Origin of the sequence: Flavobacterium sp. CLA17, from assembly GCF_013112255.2 — a bacterium.
Classification (GTDB): Bacteria; Bacteroidota; Bacteroidia; order Flavobacteriales; family Flavobacteriaceae; genus Flavobacterium; species Flavobacterium circumlabens.
Genome location: NZ_CP068294.1, coordinates 4,198,178 through 4,213,033 on the forward strand (window position 1 = coordinate 4,198,178; position 14,856 = coordinate 4,213,033).

Below are 14,856 nucleotides of genomic sequence, written 5' to 3' on the forward strand. Positions count from 1 at the left end.
TGAATTTTAGCTGTTTTGGTTTGCCTAAAAAGGATGCCGCTGCTATCAGGGCTAGGGATTTTGATTTTATAAGAAAAATTTGGTTTCTTGGAATATAAATCTATCTTAAAATAAAACCCCTCTTTGAGGGGTTTTATAAAAAATCAAATTAATAATTTAAACCAAAGTCAAATCACTTAATTCATCAGCTAATTTATGTAATCCTTTAGAAATTTGTAACATCTTGTCGCTTGATAAATTGGTTAAGCCTTTTGTATATTGTCGGAATAAGCTTTGATTCATTTCTGCATAATGTTCTGCAAAAGCTGATTTGTTAATTACACTAAAATAATCAAAAACCTGTTCTAAATCTATTTGATAACTAATATCAAAACCAGTTATTGTAACATTTTCTCCTTGTTCCTGTAGATATTCTACATGATATTGAAGGACTTCGTTAAAATTTTCTTTTATTTCGGTTATACTACTTCCAACTGTAGCTAAACCATCAATTTCTTTTGCATAAGCTGAAAAACCTGTAGAAGTTTTTTCAATAACAACAGAAATCACATTGTTTTTTGAATTCATATAATTTAAAAATTTACATTTAAAAAAGCTGCAGAACTATTTATTTAAGTCCTGCTGCTTTTAAAATACTATTTAAAGTACCATTTGCCATTTCTTTACTGCCATGTCTCGGAATCGTAAGCTGATTCTTTTTCGTCGCATGTCGATACAAATCATGGTTTGCACCGTTTTTATAAAGAACCCAACCATCTTTTTTGAGAAGTTTCAACAACTCATTTACTGAAGCCATTTGCTTTAATTTAAATTAATAAAATAGATCTGTCTTTTCTCATATTTTTTGGTTTTAGGGATTTAATTAATTTTAAGATCATACAAATATATAACAATTTTGTTATATAACAAAATTGTTATATATGAATTTATTAAGGCATTTATGTTTTTCCTTAAAATCATTAAATTAGGAGATTTACTTTAGTAAAAAAATCAGGTGTTTTTACTTGGTGATTAATTTAAATTAAAGACGATGTTTGTTTTTTATAAATATTTTAGTTGAATCCACCAGCTCTCCGAAGTGTTCCTTCTAAAAAGTCACAATAGCTGTGCGAAGTCTCCCGACTTCGTACCGACTCCAATAAGCCACAAAGAAAGTAAAAAATATTCTATACGGAATATAGCAACGGGTACGAAGTCGGGAGACTTCGCACAGCGGGGTCGGGAGACTTCGCACAGCAGATTAAAAAAGCAAAAAAAAAAATGTGCAAAAGTCAAAACAGACATTTGCACATTTTTTATAAAAGACTTTTTCGAGTATTATTTTCCTTTCAGTAATTCCACCTTTTCTCTTTCGGCCTGAACCAATTCTTTTTCAGCCTGAATCAGACGTTCATACAATTCAATCACTTTATCTAAAGGATTAAAATTACAAGTACTTTGCGGACCAAAATTACTACCAGAAACAGTTTCATTAAAAGTGTTGAAATAATTAAACACCCCTTCTTCCGAAAAGTTTTTAATAGCCTCTACAGTTACACCCAGAGCCTTTGCTACTTCCACTAATTTTTCTTCCTCAATAGTCTCGCTGTTTTCCATAATAGAAACGGCCTGTTGGTTGGTTCCTAAAGCCTGCGCTAAGGCTTCCTGTTTCATGTCTTTCAGTTCACGAATACGGCTGATTTTTCGCCCTATGTGATTTGGTTTTGTTGCTGTACTCATAATTCAAAGATATTTAAAATTCTTTTAAAAAATAATACCCGCCCAAAAACAAGATTGTTTTGGTGCGATACTATTCCATTGCTTGTTAGGGAGTCAACAAAAGTACATTTTTTCGTACATAATTTACTACATCTGCTTATTTTTTATTCTATCTGATCTTTTTAGAAGCCCGCTCGTGAACGTAATCAAAATAACGCAGTAAATGTCTTGTTCTCAAATAGGTTTGTACTTTTGTGTAAACCTATTTGAGGGCAAGACAGGGGGTATGCCGTTGCCGAAGACAAGAAAAAAGAAATCGTAAAAACCAGAGCAATCGAATTACAACAATATTATAAAATGTTAGGCTTTTAGATGGTTTCGGTTATAGAATATCTTTCCGCTCCCGAAGTATTCTAATAAAATGCCGCAAAGTCAAAGACATTTGCAACCGGATATATTACTTTTGGGAATAATAACTTTTGAAAGAAAACTTCAAATGAGAACATTCTTTTTTATACTTACGTTACTTTTTTTGCAAAAAACGTTTGCTGATCAACCGAGGACTAGATATTCTTTTAAAAGTCTAAATTCCAGATATGAGTTAAAACCTTCTGACACTCTATTTTCGGATAATAAAATTTATACAGACTCCATTTATAATAGCAAGACAAAAACCTATTATACAATGTCCTATTCCTATCCTGATAGATATTATTGGGGTTTATACGACACGCAAACAAAACAAAAACTGTATACAATAAAAAATGACAGTTTATTCATAGAATCTAAAACCGCCGTCATTTCAAATGACGGACAAAACATTGTTATCGTTGATGATTATTCCGGAGCATTTGGTTATAAAAGATTTGAGATTATGACTTTTTATGAAAAGGATAAACTCATAAAGCGTCTTAACCTTGGGGATTTAATTCAAAACGTGTGCGCTTTAAGTTATTCTGTAAGCCACATGACTTGGTGTTCTACTAATTTTGATTTCAATGATAGGAATGAAATAACAATAAAAACACATGAATTTTACAATTATACATTCAACAAAAATGGGGAATTACTTAGTAAAGAGAGTGACAAATTAATTCAGACGAATGATGTTTTGGCCGTTGGAAAAATAAAAAGAGAAAGCCGAAATAAATACTTAGTAGAAATTATTTTTTGTATCAGAGGAAATTTAAAAGCCAAAGAAATTCTAGAATTAAAATGCAAAGACAGTCAAATGAAGAAAGTTTACGGAAACCTATATGGTTTTCTGAGATCAAAAAAGAAGGCCATGAAGGAGGAGTTTAGCAGAACTTTTTTGATAAGAAATTCTAAAATCCGCAATTTAGATTTTGCAAGACCAACTTACAATTCTTATGAAAGTTGTAATGATGTAAATTTAATAGAATAAACAAAACTGTCTTGTTTCTTTCGGGTGCATTAAAGCCATAAGTAGTCTTTCAAAATATTCAAAACAAACTAATTTGTTTTCATTTTATCTGTTTAATTATATATATATTTGAAGAAGTTTACTATTAATTAATCCAAAAACATTTATGCTAAAAAAATTACCTCTTCTATTTTATTCTTTCTTATTCTTATTTGTCTTTTTTAGCGGAAACATTCTAAATGCAAAAACAATTAAAGTTGTTGCAGGTCCAACTCCCGATGCAAAAGGTATTTTGTATGTAAAAACAGGGGGCACCGGCGATGGCTCTTCGTGGAGTAATGCACTGGGAGAATTAAGAACTGCAGTAGAAAGTACCAATTCTGCAATTCTTCAGATTTGGGTAGCAGCAGGAACTTATACTCCAATGTACGGCAAAACTTTTCTTTTAAAAAGAGATATCAAAATTTATGGCGGTTTTACAGGAACCGAAAATGATATTCAGCAACGTGATCTGAAAACTAACATCACCATTTTAAAAGGCCTTTCGAACACCATTATTAAAACAGAGGGATTAACCGAGGTCTCCGTTTTGGATGGTTTCACGATGATCGACGGATTTACAGACTATAACACAAGTGGTACACCGGGATTTGGTGGTGCAATTAGTAATCGTAGCTCTTCTCTTACGATATCAAATTGTATTTTCAAAGATAATAAAGCATCGTCAGGAGGTGCAATTTATAGTTTTAGCGGTTATCCAAAAATTAAAAACTGTACTTTCATTAATCATAAAAGTAATACTATTTACAATGATTCAAATTCAGCTTTAATAGCAGATTGTACTTTTGAAAAAAACATGTCCTTAACCAGTGCAATCAAAAACGAAAAATCTGTAGTTGAGATAACCAATTGCAATTTTACAGAAAACAAAGGTGAAGATGGTGGTGCTGTCTACAATGAAAGATCAACAGTTACCTTTACCAATTGCAATTTTTCTAATAATATTTCTTCTTACGGAAGCAGTGGAAATAATGGTGGAGGGGCGATTTTTAACGCCTGGATCAGCACGATAAAAATCTATAATTGCAGTTTTGTAAAAAACAGTGCTTCACGTCATGGCGGTGCTATAGTGAGTAATAATTATTGTAATGTACTTATTGTAAACAGCATTTTTGCTAATAATTCGGCTAAAACAAAGGCTAACGAAATTTACAGTACTGCTGACAACACACTTAATATCATCAACAGTACTTTTGTTAATGCCGGTGAAGATGCGATCACTCTGGACAGTGGAAGTGTGAATTTTACAAATTGTATTGTGTGGACTGACATAAACATCGATCATAGTTCTACTTATACTTCAAAAAATTCAATAATTTTAGGAAAAACAGATAGTACTAATGGTAACCTTGATGCAACGGGAATTAATGATACTCAAATTTTCAAAAATCCTTCTACTGAAGACTATACACTTCCTGAAGGAGGAATTGCGATAAATAAAGGTAATAATTCATTATACGATTCTTCAATTTATGGTACTTTAGACCTGTCGGGAAAGACTCGAATTAACGAAACAGTTATTGATTTGGGTGCTTATGAATTTTTTAACGGTTCACTGGGTATTGAAGATACAGCCAAACCAACTTTTATAGCGTATCCAAATCCTGTAAAAGGTGGTATTTTCACGATCGAAAACTCTGCTACAGATGGGATTGCAGTACTTTATGACATCTCAGGAAAACAGGTAAAAATGGTAAAAATAGAAAATGGTAAAGCCGAGGTTAATATAACGAATCTACCTAAAGGAATATATCTACTCAAAACTTTTAATGGAAAAGCTTTTAAAATTATAGTAGAATAAAAATTGCTTTTAATTTAAAGATCAGATCGCGCAGACTGTCTTGTGACCGCTGCGCGAATGTTCTTTACTTTTAGTAAAGCGTTATTTTTCTTAGAAATTATATTTAAACCAATCGTTGTGAGAAGTCTCCCGACTTCGTACCAACTCCAATAATCCACAAAGAAAAGCAAAACTATTATATACGGAATATAGCAACGGGTACGAAGTCGGGAGACTTCGCACTGCAAAATACTTTGCAACGGATTTGAGCATAAAACACCTAATAGACAAAGCTATATTTTGAAATTAGGTAACCACACATTCCATATTGTTTTCTTCCATGATCTGCATATCCATTATTTTTTGAGCGACAGTTCCTCTTTCGAATAAGCGAATGAACTTGAAAACGGCACTCACAAAATATCCGGGGTTTGACACTAGTCGGGCAATTTCTGTGATTCGTTGATCTCTTAGCTGTATACAGGCTTCTATTTGATTTTCCGGAACGACCACAAATTCGTTGGCAAATTTCCAGGCGCCATCTCTTGCGGTTTGCATGCTAAAATCAATAAAGAAGGTGTCCATTTTGCCTGTCCATTTTAGTATCATGGTGAGCGTTGGCCAAATTTTGATTAAACATTTTTCGACACCACCTACCAAATTGCTAAGAATAGCGTTTATCTGATCGAAATCAGATTTCAAGTCCCCGATATTTTCTATTGTACTGACTTGGGCTGAAGCGATTCCTAAATCAAGATTCACATGTGCATTAATTCCCAATAGTAAATGCTGCAGTACTATGGGCCAAAATTTATCTGCCTGTTCAAAAGCAAATCCCCAACATTCAGATGGTTTTTCTTTAGCCTGATATTGATAATACGCTTTTAAATACCGATTGGCAAAAATGACATCCAGTTTTTCCATTCGTTCACCATTCTGAAAAGAACCATCGCGAATACCTTCTTTCACTTTTACAGTAACTTCACGGTATAAAATCGCAAACAAACCTATAGCGCTTTGCTCTAGTTTTGATTTTTCTATTATTTCATCCAGTAACTGAATTACTTCGTCTATAGTAGCTGCTTGTTTCATACTCATTTATAGTGGTTTATAGTTAAATTACGAAGAACGAATATAATTATTTTAATCTTTTGATGAGTATTTTTTGAAGCAATTATCTTGTTATTTTTTTATTTTAACGCTTATAGAAACTTTAGAGGAGAGGAGACTCCAAACTGTCTGAAGCGTTCTTTCTTAATAAAGAGAATTAAAACAATTCTAAACGGAATATAGCGGCGGGGTACGAAGTCGGGAGACTTCGAACAGCAGGCTATTGAACCTTCTAAAACCGCAATTGGATTCTGAAAACTAGCCCTGCAAAAAATCATGCATTTTTTTTATATTTACAGAAAACAAAAAATGATGACATTAATTGCAATTTTCTTTCCATGTGTTTCTTTCTTTTTGAGAGGAAAAATAGTAACTTCAATTATTTGTCTAATCTTGCAAATAACTTTAATTGGCTGGATTCCTGCAGCAATTTGGGCCGTAATTTCTTTACAAAATTCAAGAGCTGATCAACGTAATAAGCAACTAATAAGAGCGATAAAAACCAAATCTTGAAAAACAAAGAACATCTCCATCTCACTGCTGTGCGAAGTCTCCCGACTTCGTACACACTCCAATAAGCCACAAAGAAAATTAAAATCATTGCAAACGGAATATAGCAACGGGTACGAAGTCAGGAGACTTCGCACAGCGGATGTTTTTTTGAAGCAATTATCTTGTTATTTTTTTATTTTAATACTTATAGAAACTTTAGATTGTAGAAGACTCCATGCTTTCCGAAGAAAAGTAAAACTATTCTAAACGGAATATAGCAACGGGTACGAAGTCAGGAGACTTCGCACAGCATTGGTTGTTGAACTTAATTTGTTGTAGTTTTATTTTTCAACAGAAGTATTTCAACAGAAGTGTTGTAAAAAATTTTTTTATTTCTTTAACTACAACAATCCGGACTTTAAACAAAGACAAAGGATTTTCAATAAGAAAAGGTAATTTCTAAAGACAAAATCTGCTTCATTATTAAACTTTTTCCTATATATTTGTTTACAAACTCAACCAGGCCTTTAGGGGTTACAGAAACTGTTGTCAATGAAAAAAACACTACTCTTACTCGCTCTTTTTAGTATTATCATCACTCAGGCGCAGTCCATTCAATGGCAAAAACCGCTCGGAGGCCCTCAATTTGAAGAAGGCCGCTGCATACAACAAACCAACGATGGAGGTTATATTGTAGCCGGATATAGTCATTCAAGTATCGGAAATCGAAACGAAGAGGCCTATATCGTCAAACTAAACGCCTCAGGAACGATTGAATGGGAAAAAAAATATGGCGGAACGGGTAACGATTTTGCCAGAAGTATTCAGCAAACTGCCGATGGTGGTTATATGATAGCCGGAAGCACCACTTCAAACGACGGCGATGTGAGCGGAAATCATGGAGGTGCCGATTACTGGATCGTAAAACTGGACGCTGCGGGAACGATTGCGTGGCAGAAAACCTATGGCGGAACGTCTTATGATAAGGCCGAAAGCATTCGTCAAACTTCAGACGGAGGTTATATTATGGTGGGCTATGCGTATTCTAATAACGGAGATGTGAGCGGAAATCACGGAGAGGCCGATATCTGGATCGTAAAAATAGATGCAACAGGCACGATTGTATGGCAGAAATCTCTGGGCGGAACCCGTGACGATTTTGCCGAGAAAATTATACAGACCGCTGACGGTGGTTATATTATGGCCGGAGGTACTACTTCCAACAATGGAGATGTAAGCGGAAATCATAGTTTGGGGTTAGATTTCTGGATCGTCAAATTAGACGGAACAGGCACCATTACCTGGAAAAAATGCCTGGGCGGAACCGATGAAGATTTCCCCACAAGCATTCAGCAAACTACCGACGGTGGTTATATTCTAACCGGAAATACAGGTTCGACAAACGGAGATGTGGTCGGAAATCACGACATTATTGATAACATTAAAACAAATGATGCGTGGGTCGTTAAGCTAAACGCCACCGGTACGATACAATGGCAGAAGTGTCTGGGAGGAACTGCGAGTGAAGACCCGTCCAGCATTCAGCAAACCAGCGATGGGGGTTATATTGTAGCCGGAGACACTAATTCTAATGACGGAGATGTGAGCGGAAAACATGGGAATACCGACGTCTGGATCGTTAAATTAGATGTAACAGGAAACATTCAGTGGCAGAAGTGCCTCGGAGGATCTTCCCATGAGACGGTTTACAGCAATCAGCAAACGTCTGACGGAGGTTATATTATGACGGGCATCACCAATTCAACCGACGGAGATGTGATAGGAAACAATGGAAATTTTGATTTTTGGACGGTTAAACTCGCTCCGGTTATTTTAGGGCTAAACGACAATACGAAATCAATCGTAAAATTATATCCCAATCCGGCGCATGAAAGCCTTCAACTGCAAACCACAAATCCTGTAACCGCTATAAAAATTACAGACGTGACGGGTAAAATTGTCAAAGAAGAAAATGTAAAGGGAAGCAGCAATACTATACATCAGATTAACATCGAATCGCTTCCTCAGGGGTTATATATACTGGAAGCTTATACGGGTACGGAAAAATACACCGAGAAGTTTTTGAAGAATTAGAAAAAACTTCCATAGCTGTGCGAAGTCTAACAATTAAATCAGTTATGCAAACCCAAAAAAAACCGCTAATAAAGTCTTTACGAGGAACGAAGCAATCACATTTAGGATATCTCCTGAATCTTATCGTTTTCAATTAACTAAAAAATTATATAGATTTATTTTTAACTTTATTTCCTAAAACAACATAAAATGAATGATTCAGGTTTTAGTTTATTACTCTTCTTAGGTATAATAGCATTTGTATGGCTTTTACCGATATTTAGTATTCTATTCTCCCGAAAAACTACCGGAAACGAAAAATTCGCATGGATATTGGCTGTGGTTTTTATATCCTGGTTTGCCTGGATTTTCTACTTGCTGCTCGCTCCTATTAAAAAGAAATAATTATAATGAACTTAAATAAAGAATATAGTATAATTTTCGTCATCACTTTTGTTTTCTTCATGTTTTACAAACCTGTAATTTGTTTCTTAATGTTCGGAACACTAGCATTGTTTTATGCAATTTATAGTGTTTTATCTTTAATTCATATTACCAAAAATGGAGTCGAAAATCATGGAAAAATTGTATCCTATGAATCAGATAATGAAGGCTATAAAACGCCAATTATTGAGTTTCAAATTTCTGAAGGGAAAAATTTTAAGGGAAAACCATTATTACATACATCGTCAGATTTAGACAAATTTCAGTCTTACCAGAAAAACATAAATAAAACTATCAAAGTAATCTACGATCCAAAAGATCCCGAAAAATTTGTTCTAAAAAACAATTCTAATTATTTTGGCTTGATAATCCTGATCATTGTAGGTTTTGTTTTTTGTAGTATTTCAATTGGAAATTTGCTAGGATATAATGATATATTTTAGCTAGCTAAATTAAAAAAAGTATAATCTTACTACTTTCCTTTCGTAAAAAACATACTTTTCTTCATTCCAATACGCAAAACATTCTAACTCATTTTATGAAAAACCGGAAGTCAATATTTAAAGTACTCCTCACCCTATTCCTGTTATGGTTCTTTGGACACGTCCTTTATATTACCATTGATGGTTTGAGTGACAACGGGGGAAAAAGCAGATATTGCGGTTATTCTTGGGAACAAGGTAAATGAAGACGGAACACTGTCGGAACGTCTGGAAAAACGCCTGGAATGCGGGCTTCGTTTATACCAAAACCACCGCATAAAAAAAATAATAGTAAGTGGCGGTTTCGGTAAAGAAGGGTATTATGAAGGCGACAAAATGAAAGAATATTTAATTGCCAATAAAGTTCCCGATTCTGTAATAATTGTAGACAATCTGGGCAATAATACACGGGCAACTGTAGACAATACAATGAGATTGAAAGACAGCCTTCATTTTGAAAGTGTACTTGTGGTATCCCAATATTTTCATGTCACACGAACAAAAATGTTATTTAAAGAGCGCGGCTTTCAGAATGTCAGTAGTGTAAGTCCTGATTATTTTGAGTTTAACGATATTTATTCCCTACTACGGGAATTTGCGGGTTATTATACACAATAAAAATAAAACCTTCCAAATATTAAATAACTTAGCGACTTCGTACCGTAGTAGCTAAACCCTATTTGAAATGAACAACGACTTCTATTACAAATTTATCCTGCCGGAAAAGCCACTAGCTGACTTTGTAGAAAACATTGGAATGATTCATAACCAATCCGATAAAGCAAAAGAAGTCATTCTGATGCCCGATGGAAGGGTTGATTTATTTTTTTTAGAATCTGAAGCAGCACCTTTTCAAATTGCACTTATTGGTCTGGAAACAGTTCCGGAACAACAGAATATTCCGCCACACACACTGGCTTTCAAAGTCAGTTTTAAACCGCTGGGTGTCGAATATCTTTTAAATACTTCTATTGCCGGACTTTTAAACAGCGCCAAATATTTACCGCAGGATTTTTGGGGCATCACTGTTGATGATTTAAAAGATTTTGATGCTTTTCATGAAAAAATACTGCTCAAACTAAACGCCCTTTTGCCTAAAGAAATCGACGAAAGAAAACGTCAGCTTTTCGATCTGATTTATACTTCAAACGGCGAAATAAAAGTACAGGAGCTGTCAGAACGAATAGACTGGAGCAGCAGGCAGATCAACCGCTATTTCAATAAACAATTCGGACTTTCGCTAAATGCATTCTGCAAAATTTTACGCTTCAAGGCATCCCTGGAGCATATTGCAAAAGGCCGGCTTTTTCCGGAACTCAATTTCACCGATCAGACCCATTTCATCAAGGAAATCAAAAAATTTTCGGGCGTAGTACCCAGCGAATTATTAAAAAATAAAGATGACCGATTTATACTATTAACCGTACTCAAAGAGCTATAATTTTGTTCCGACATAAGGCTGATAAGCCAACGGAAATAAAATTAATCTAAAATTGAAACGGAATGTTACTAGAAAATAAACAAGTTGCCATCGTTGGCGGCGGTCCGGGCGGACTTACCTTAGCCCGACTTTTACAATTGCAAAACGTAGCGGTAAAAGTGTATGAAAGAGATTTAAATAAAAATGCGAGAGTGCAGGGTTCGCCGCTGGACATGCATGAGGAATCGGGTTTGGCAGCGATTCACAAAGCCGGTTTATTTGAAGAATTTAAAGCCAATTTTATGCCGGGTGCCGATAAGACGCTCATTCTGGACGAAAATGCGACGATACACCTGAGTGACCACGACACGAACCGTGAGCAAGATTTTGGCAATGCCTATTTCAGACCTGAAATCGACCGTGGTACGCTGCGAAAAATGCTATTGGAATCCTTACAACCCGAAACCGTAGTATGGGACAGTCATTTTCTTTCGATGGAACCACAAAATGAAGGCTGGCTATTGCATTTCAAAAACGGCACGCCGGTCTACGCCGATATTGTAATTGGTTCTGATGGTGCTAATTCTAAAATACGTCCTTACATCACCGACATTAAACCTTTCTATTCCGGTATAACGATGGTCGAAGGAACGATTTACGAATCTGAAAAAGCAGCACCTCATATCCATTCCTTACTTAAAGGCGGTAAAATAATGGCCTTTGGCGATACCAAAAATATCCTGATGGGACAAAAAGCCGACGATGCTCTTGGCTTTTACGCCAGCTTTAAAACCGATGAAAACTGGGCCACAAAAAGTGGTCTGGACTATGCTGATCCAACACAAATACTGGACTGGTTTAAAGAAGAATATCCGGAATGGAGCAGTATCTGGTACGAATTATTCGAAAATGTTTCAGTGCCTTTTATCCCACGTCCGATTTACTCGATCCCTTTAGATCAGACCTGGGCATCTTTGCCGAATGTTACCATCATTGGTGATGCGGCACATGTCATGCCGCCCTTTGCAGGTGAAGGCGCTAATATGGCCATGCTCGATGCTTTGGAACTAAGTGAATATCTTACCTCCGATCACTATAAAACCATACCCGAAGCTATTGCAGCGTATGAAAGCAAAATGCGTGAAAGAGCAGCAAAAGCAGCACAGGAATCACTGGAAAATGGCGAGAAAATGCATTCGAAAGACGCATTACAAACAATGTTGGGCTTCTTTGGTGGAGAGTAGAGTTACTGAGTTACTAAGGCTCTAAGTTGCTGAGGTTCTGAGAAAAACTTTGCGTCTTCGCGACTTTGTGTGATTCTAATTTTAGCTTTTTAATATAACTGCGAAATTTTCACGCAAAGGCGCAAAGTTTATAGATTAAAGATTAAAAAAAAACTTCGCACCTCTTCGCGAAACAAAACAAACCTTTGAACCTCTGCCTCTTTGCTCCTATGAACCTATATACTTTACCTATATAACCCAGTCTCTTTGCACCTTTGTACCTCCATAATTTCAATACCAATTTCTAAATCCTTAATTTCGCTCTCAAATAAGAAAGAGAAAATGAAGGTCTGTATTGCTGAGAAACCAAGTGTAGCACGTGAAATCGCATCTGTTTTGGGCGCCAATACCAAGCACGATGGTTATTACGAAGGCAACGGTTATGCCGTGACCTATACCTTTGGACATTTGTGCACCTTAAAAGAACCCAACGATTACAAACCACACTGGAAAAGCTGGGATCTGAACAACCTGCCGATGCTTCCTGAAAAATTCGAAACCAAAGTGGTACAGAATGCAGGAATCGAAAAGCAATTTAAAATTATAAAAAGTCTGTTTGACAAAGCCGAAGTAGTCATAAACTGCGGGGATGCCGGACAGGAAGGAGAACTCATCCAGCGTTGGGTGATGAACGAAGCACATTACAAAGGCGAAGTGCAGCGCTTATGGATTTCGTCCCTGACTACAGAAGCCATAAAAGAAGGTTTTGAAAACTTAAAACCCTCCGCTAATTACGATAATTTATTCTACGCCGGTTTTTCCAGAGCTATTGGCGACTGGTTATTGGGAATGAATGCCACACGTTTGTATACCGTAAAACATGGCGGTTACAAACAGGTACTGTCTATTGGCCGCGTACAAACGCCAACACTGGCCATGGTGGTAGACCGGTTTAAGGAAATTGAAAACTTTAAACCACAACCCTATTGGGAATTGCAAACCTTATACAGGGAAACGCTTTTTAGCTATGAGGAAGGCCGCTTTTTGAAAAAAGAAGACGGAGAACTTCTGGCGAATAAAGTCAAAGAAAGTGAATTTGAAATTGTCTCTGTCGAAAAAAAGAACGGGAATGAATTTGCTCCGAAGCTGTTTGACCTGACGGGATTACAGGTATTCTGCAATACAAAATTTGGATTTTCGGCAGATGAAACGCTTAAAATTGCCCAAACTTTGTACGAACAAAAAGTAATTACCTACCCCAGAGTGGATACTACTTTTTTACCCAACGATATTTATCCGAAAGTACAGGGCATTTTGCAAAAACTAACGGATTATGCTGTTTTAACGCAGCCCATTTTAGAAAAAAAGATCAAAAAATCGCCTAAGGTTTTTAACGATAAAAAGGTGACCGATCACCATGCGATTATTCCAACAGGGGTACAAAGCAATCTGCAATACAATCAGCAGCAGGTTTATGATATTATCACCAAACGCTTTATTGCCGTTTTTTATGATGATTGCCTGGTTGCCAATACAACCGTAATTGGAAAAGCAGCTGACGTTATGTTTAAGACTACCGGAAAGGAAATCTTAAAGAAAGGGTGGAGAATTGTTTTTGAAGACCCAAACGCCAAAGAAAAAGAAGCCGATTTGTTACCGAGTTTCGTTGTTGGTGAAAAAGGGCCGCATGAACCTTCGTTTTTAGAGAAAGAAACGAAACCACCCAATCAGTTTACCGAAGCGACTTTACTACGTGCTATGGAAACTGCCGGAAAACAGGTAGATGACGAAGATTTGCGCGAGCTGATGAAAGAAAACGGTATCGGCCGTCCGTCAACACGGGCAAATATTATCGAAACGCTTTTTAAAAGGCAGTATATTGTTCGAAACAAAAAACAGGTATTGCCCACACCAACGGGAATCCAGCTTATAGAAACCATACAAAATGAATTGATCAAGTCGGCTGAACTGACGGGCTCCTGGGAAAAGCAACTGAAAGATATTGAAAAAGGAACTTTTACCGCAGCAGCATTTATCAAAAACATGAAACGCATGGTTGAAGCTTTGGTATATGAAGTACGAAGTGAAACGAGACATGCTAATATTTCGCACGCAGCAGCGACTGAGAAAGAAGTTGTAAAAACAGAAAAGAAGAAAGCCGCCGGAATTTTGGCAGAAACCTGTCCGAAATGTAAAAAAGCCACGCTGGTAAAAGGAAAATCTGCCTACGGATGCGGCAATTACAAAGCGGGTTGTGATTTTCTTTTACCATATACTTTTGCCGATAAAAAAATATCGGAAAACCAGTATTTAAGATTGGTTCAAAAAGGATCAACCGTCAATATTAAAGGTTTTAAAACCGATGCGGGCACTGTAGAAGGCCTGATCCGTTTTGAAGAAAACTACAAACTCAAATTAGAACATAAAAAGACGACTCCAAAAGCAAAAGCAGCAACCACATCGGATGCTTTAACCTGCCCGAAATGCAAAAAAGGAACAATTCTGAAAGGAAAAACCGCTTATGGCTGCGGCGATTATAAACTGGGTTGTGATTTTAAAGTCACTTTTGATGCCGTACGGGCGAAACTAAAAGATCAGAAGCCGACAAAAGAACTGGTGTATTCCATTTTGAATGAAAGTGTTTAGATTTTTTTGCCACAGATTATAGGATTAAAAATATATTTTTTTGC

General features: G+C 36.2%; 14 protein-coding genes. 10 read left to right on the plus strand and 4 right to left on the minus strand.

The window, feature by feature from the left end:
- Positions 1–156: 156 nt before the first annotated feature.
- The 3 genes from HAV12_RS17325 to HAV12_RS17335 form a co-directional block, all read right to left on the minus strand.
- The gene (locus HAV12_RS17325) at positions 157–567 is read right to left on the minus strand and encodes a type II toxin-antitoxin system HicB family antitoxin (RefSeq protein ID WP_171570766.1); all 411 of its coding nucleotides are present in this window, start codon (positions 565–567) and stop codon (positions 157–159) included.
- Positions 568–607: 40 nt separating this feature from the next.
- Positions 608–796 (minus strand): type II toxin-antitoxin system HicA family toxin, encoded by a 189-nt coding sequence (locus HAV12_RS17330; RefSeq protein ID WP_171570767.1) that lies wholly within the window; start codon positions 794–796, stop codon positions 608–610.
- Between the two features lie 521 nt (positions 797–1,317).
- Positions 1,318–1,719, minus strand: coding sequence for a helix-turn-helix domain-containing protein (locus HAV12_RS17335; protein WP_171570768.1), 402 nt, complete (start codon positions 1,717–1,719; stop codon positions 1,318–1,320).
- A 664-nt stretch (positions 1,720–2,383) separates the two neighbouring features.
- Between HAV12_RS17335 and HAV12_RS17340 the strand changes: the two genes are divergently transcribed.
- Both HAV12_RS17340 and HAV12_RS17345 read left to right on the plus strand, forming a co-directional pair.
- The gene (locus HAV12_RS17340) at positions 2,384–3,103 is read left to right on the plus strand and encodes a hypothetical protein (protein WP_205423329.1); all 720 of its coding nucleotides are present in this window, start codon (positions 2,384–2,386) and stop codon (positions 3,101–3,103) included.
- Between the two features lie 145 nt (positions 3,104–3,248).
- Complete coding sequence (locus HAV12_RS17345) at positions 3,249–4,943, plus strand: right-handed parallel beta-helix repeat-containing protein (protein ID WP_171570770.1); 1,695 nt, start codon at positions 3,249–3,251, stop codon at positions 4,941–4,943.
- Between the two features lie 285 nt (positions 4,944–5,228).
- Here the strand turns inward: HAV12_RS17345 and HAV12_RS17350 are convergent, their stop codons facing one another.
- Positions 5,229–6,020 carry a DUF5995 family protein gene (locus HAV12_RS17350; RefSeq protein WP_171570771.1) on the minus strand — a complete coding sequence of 264 codons (792 nt, stop codon included), beginning with the start codon at positions 6,018–6,020 and terminating at the stop codon, positions 5,229–5,231.
- Positions 6,021–6,341: 321 nt separating this feature from the next.
- Between HAV12_RS17350 and HAV12_RS17355 the strand changes: the two genes are divergently transcribed.
- From HAV12_RS17355 to HAV12_RS17390, 8 genes are all read left to right on the plus strand, one after another.
- Entirely contained in the window at positions 6,342–6,545 is a 204-nt protein-coding gene (locus HAV12_RS17355) for a YqaE/Pmp3 family membrane protein (protein ID WP_197984813.1), read from the plus strand.
- A gap of 531 nt (positions 6,546–7,076) precedes the next feature.
- The gene (locus HAV12_RS17360) at positions 7,077–8,618 is read left to right on the plus strand and encodes a T9SS type A sorting domain-containing protein (protein WP_171570772.1); all 1,542 of its coding nucleotides are present in this window, start codon (positions 7,077–7,079) and stop codon (positions 8,616–8,618) included.
- A gap of 189 nt (positions 8,619–8,807) precedes the next feature.
- Positions 8,808–9,002: a PLDc N-terminal domain-containing protein gene (locus HAV12_RS17365; protein ID WP_171570773.1), complete on the plus strand. Its 195-nt coding sequence runs from the start codon at positions 8,808–8,810 to the stop codon at positions 9,000–9,002.
- A 5-nt stretch (positions 9,003–9,007) separates the two neighbouring features.
- Positions 9,008–9,484, plus strand: a complete 477-nt coding sequence (locus HAV12_RS17370) for a DUF3592 domain-containing protein (protein WP_171570774.1) — start codon at positions 9,008–9,010, stop codon at positions 9,482–9,484.
- Between the two features lie 189 nt (positions 9,485–9,673).
- Entirely contained in the window at positions 9,674–10,141 is a 468-nt protein-coding gene (locus tag HAV12_RS17375) for a YdcF family protein (protein WP_240345179.1), read from the plus strand.
- A gap of 67 nt (positions 10,142–10,208) precedes the next feature.
- The gene (locus tag HAV12_RS17380; protein ID WP_132035809.1) at positions 10,209–10,964 is read left to right on the plus strand and encodes a helix-turn-helix domain-containing protein; all 756 of its coding nucleotides are present in this window, start codon (positions 10,209–10,211) and stop codon (positions 10,962–10,964) included.
- 62 nt (positions 10,965–11,026) lie between these two features.
- The gene (locus tag HAV12_RS17385) at positions 11,027–12,187 is read left to right on the plus strand and encodes an NAD(P)/FAD-dependent oxidoreductase (protein WP_171570775.1); all 1,161 of its coding nucleotides are present in this window, start codon (positions 11,027–11,029) and stop codon (positions 12,185–12,187) included.
- A gap of 321 nt (positions 12,188–12,508) precedes the next feature.
- On the plus strand, positions 12,509–14,812 hold the full coding sequence (locus HAV12_RS17390) for a type IA DNA topoisomerase (RefSeq protein WP_171570776.1): 2,304 nt from the start codon (positions 12,509–12,511) through the stop codon (positions 14,810–14,812).
- Positions 14,813–14,856 lie beyond the last annotated feature (44 nt).

Bases quoted from the DNA above. Each gene is read 5' to 3' on its own strand.
- HAV12_RS17325 (WP_171570766.1), bottom strand. From the start codon at position 567: ATGAATTCAAAAAACAATGTGATTTCTGTTGTTATTGAAAAAACTTCT.
- HAV12_RS17370 (WP_171570774.1), top strand. From the start codon at position 9,008: ATGAACTTAAATAAAGAATATAGTATAATTTTCGTCATCACTTTTGTT.
- HAV12_RS17340 (WP_205423329.1), top strand. From the start codon at position 2,384: ATGTCCTATTCCTATCCTGATAGATATTATTGGGGTTTATACGACACG.
- HAV12_RS17360 (WP_171570772.1), top strand. From the start codon at position 7,077: ATGAAAAAAACACTACTCTTACTCGCTCTTTTTAGTATTATCATCACT.
- HAV12_RS17380 (WP_132035809.1), top strand. From the start codon at position 10,209: ATGAACAACGACTTCTATTACAAATTTATCCTGCCGGAAAAGCCACTA.
- HAV12_RS17350 (WP_171570771.1), bottom strand. From the start codon at position 6,020: ATGAGTATGAAACAAGCAGCTACTATAGACGAAGTAATTCAGTTACTG.
- HAV12_RS17390 (WP_171570776.1), top strand. From the start codon at position 12,509: ATGAAGGTCTGTATTGCTGAGAAACCAAGTGTAGCACGTGAAATCGCA.
- HAV12_RS17385 (WP_171570775.1), top strand. From the start codon at position 11,027: ATGTTACTAGAAAATAAACAAGTTGCCATCGTTGGCGGCGGTCCGGGC.
- HAV12_RS17365 (WP_171570773.1), top strand. From the start codon at position 8,808: ATGAATGATTCAGGTTTTAGTTTATTACTCTTCTTAGGTATAATAGCA.
- HAV12_RS17345 (WP_171570770.1), top strand. From the start codon at position 3,249: ATGCTAAAAAAATTACCTCTTCTATTTTATTCTTTCTTATTCTTATTT.
- HAV12_RS17335 (WP_171570768.1), bottom strand. From the start codon at position 1,719: ATGAGTACAGCAACAAAACCAAATCACATAGGGCGAAAAATCAGCCGT.
- HAV12_RS17355 (WP_197984813.1), top strand. From the start codon at position 6,342: ATGATGACATTAATTGCAATTTTCTTTCCATGTGTTTCTTTCTTTTTG.
- HAV12_RS17330 (WP_171570767.1), bottom strand. From the start codon at position 796: ATGGCTTCAGTAAATGAGTTGTTGAAACTTCTCAAAAAAGATGGTTGG.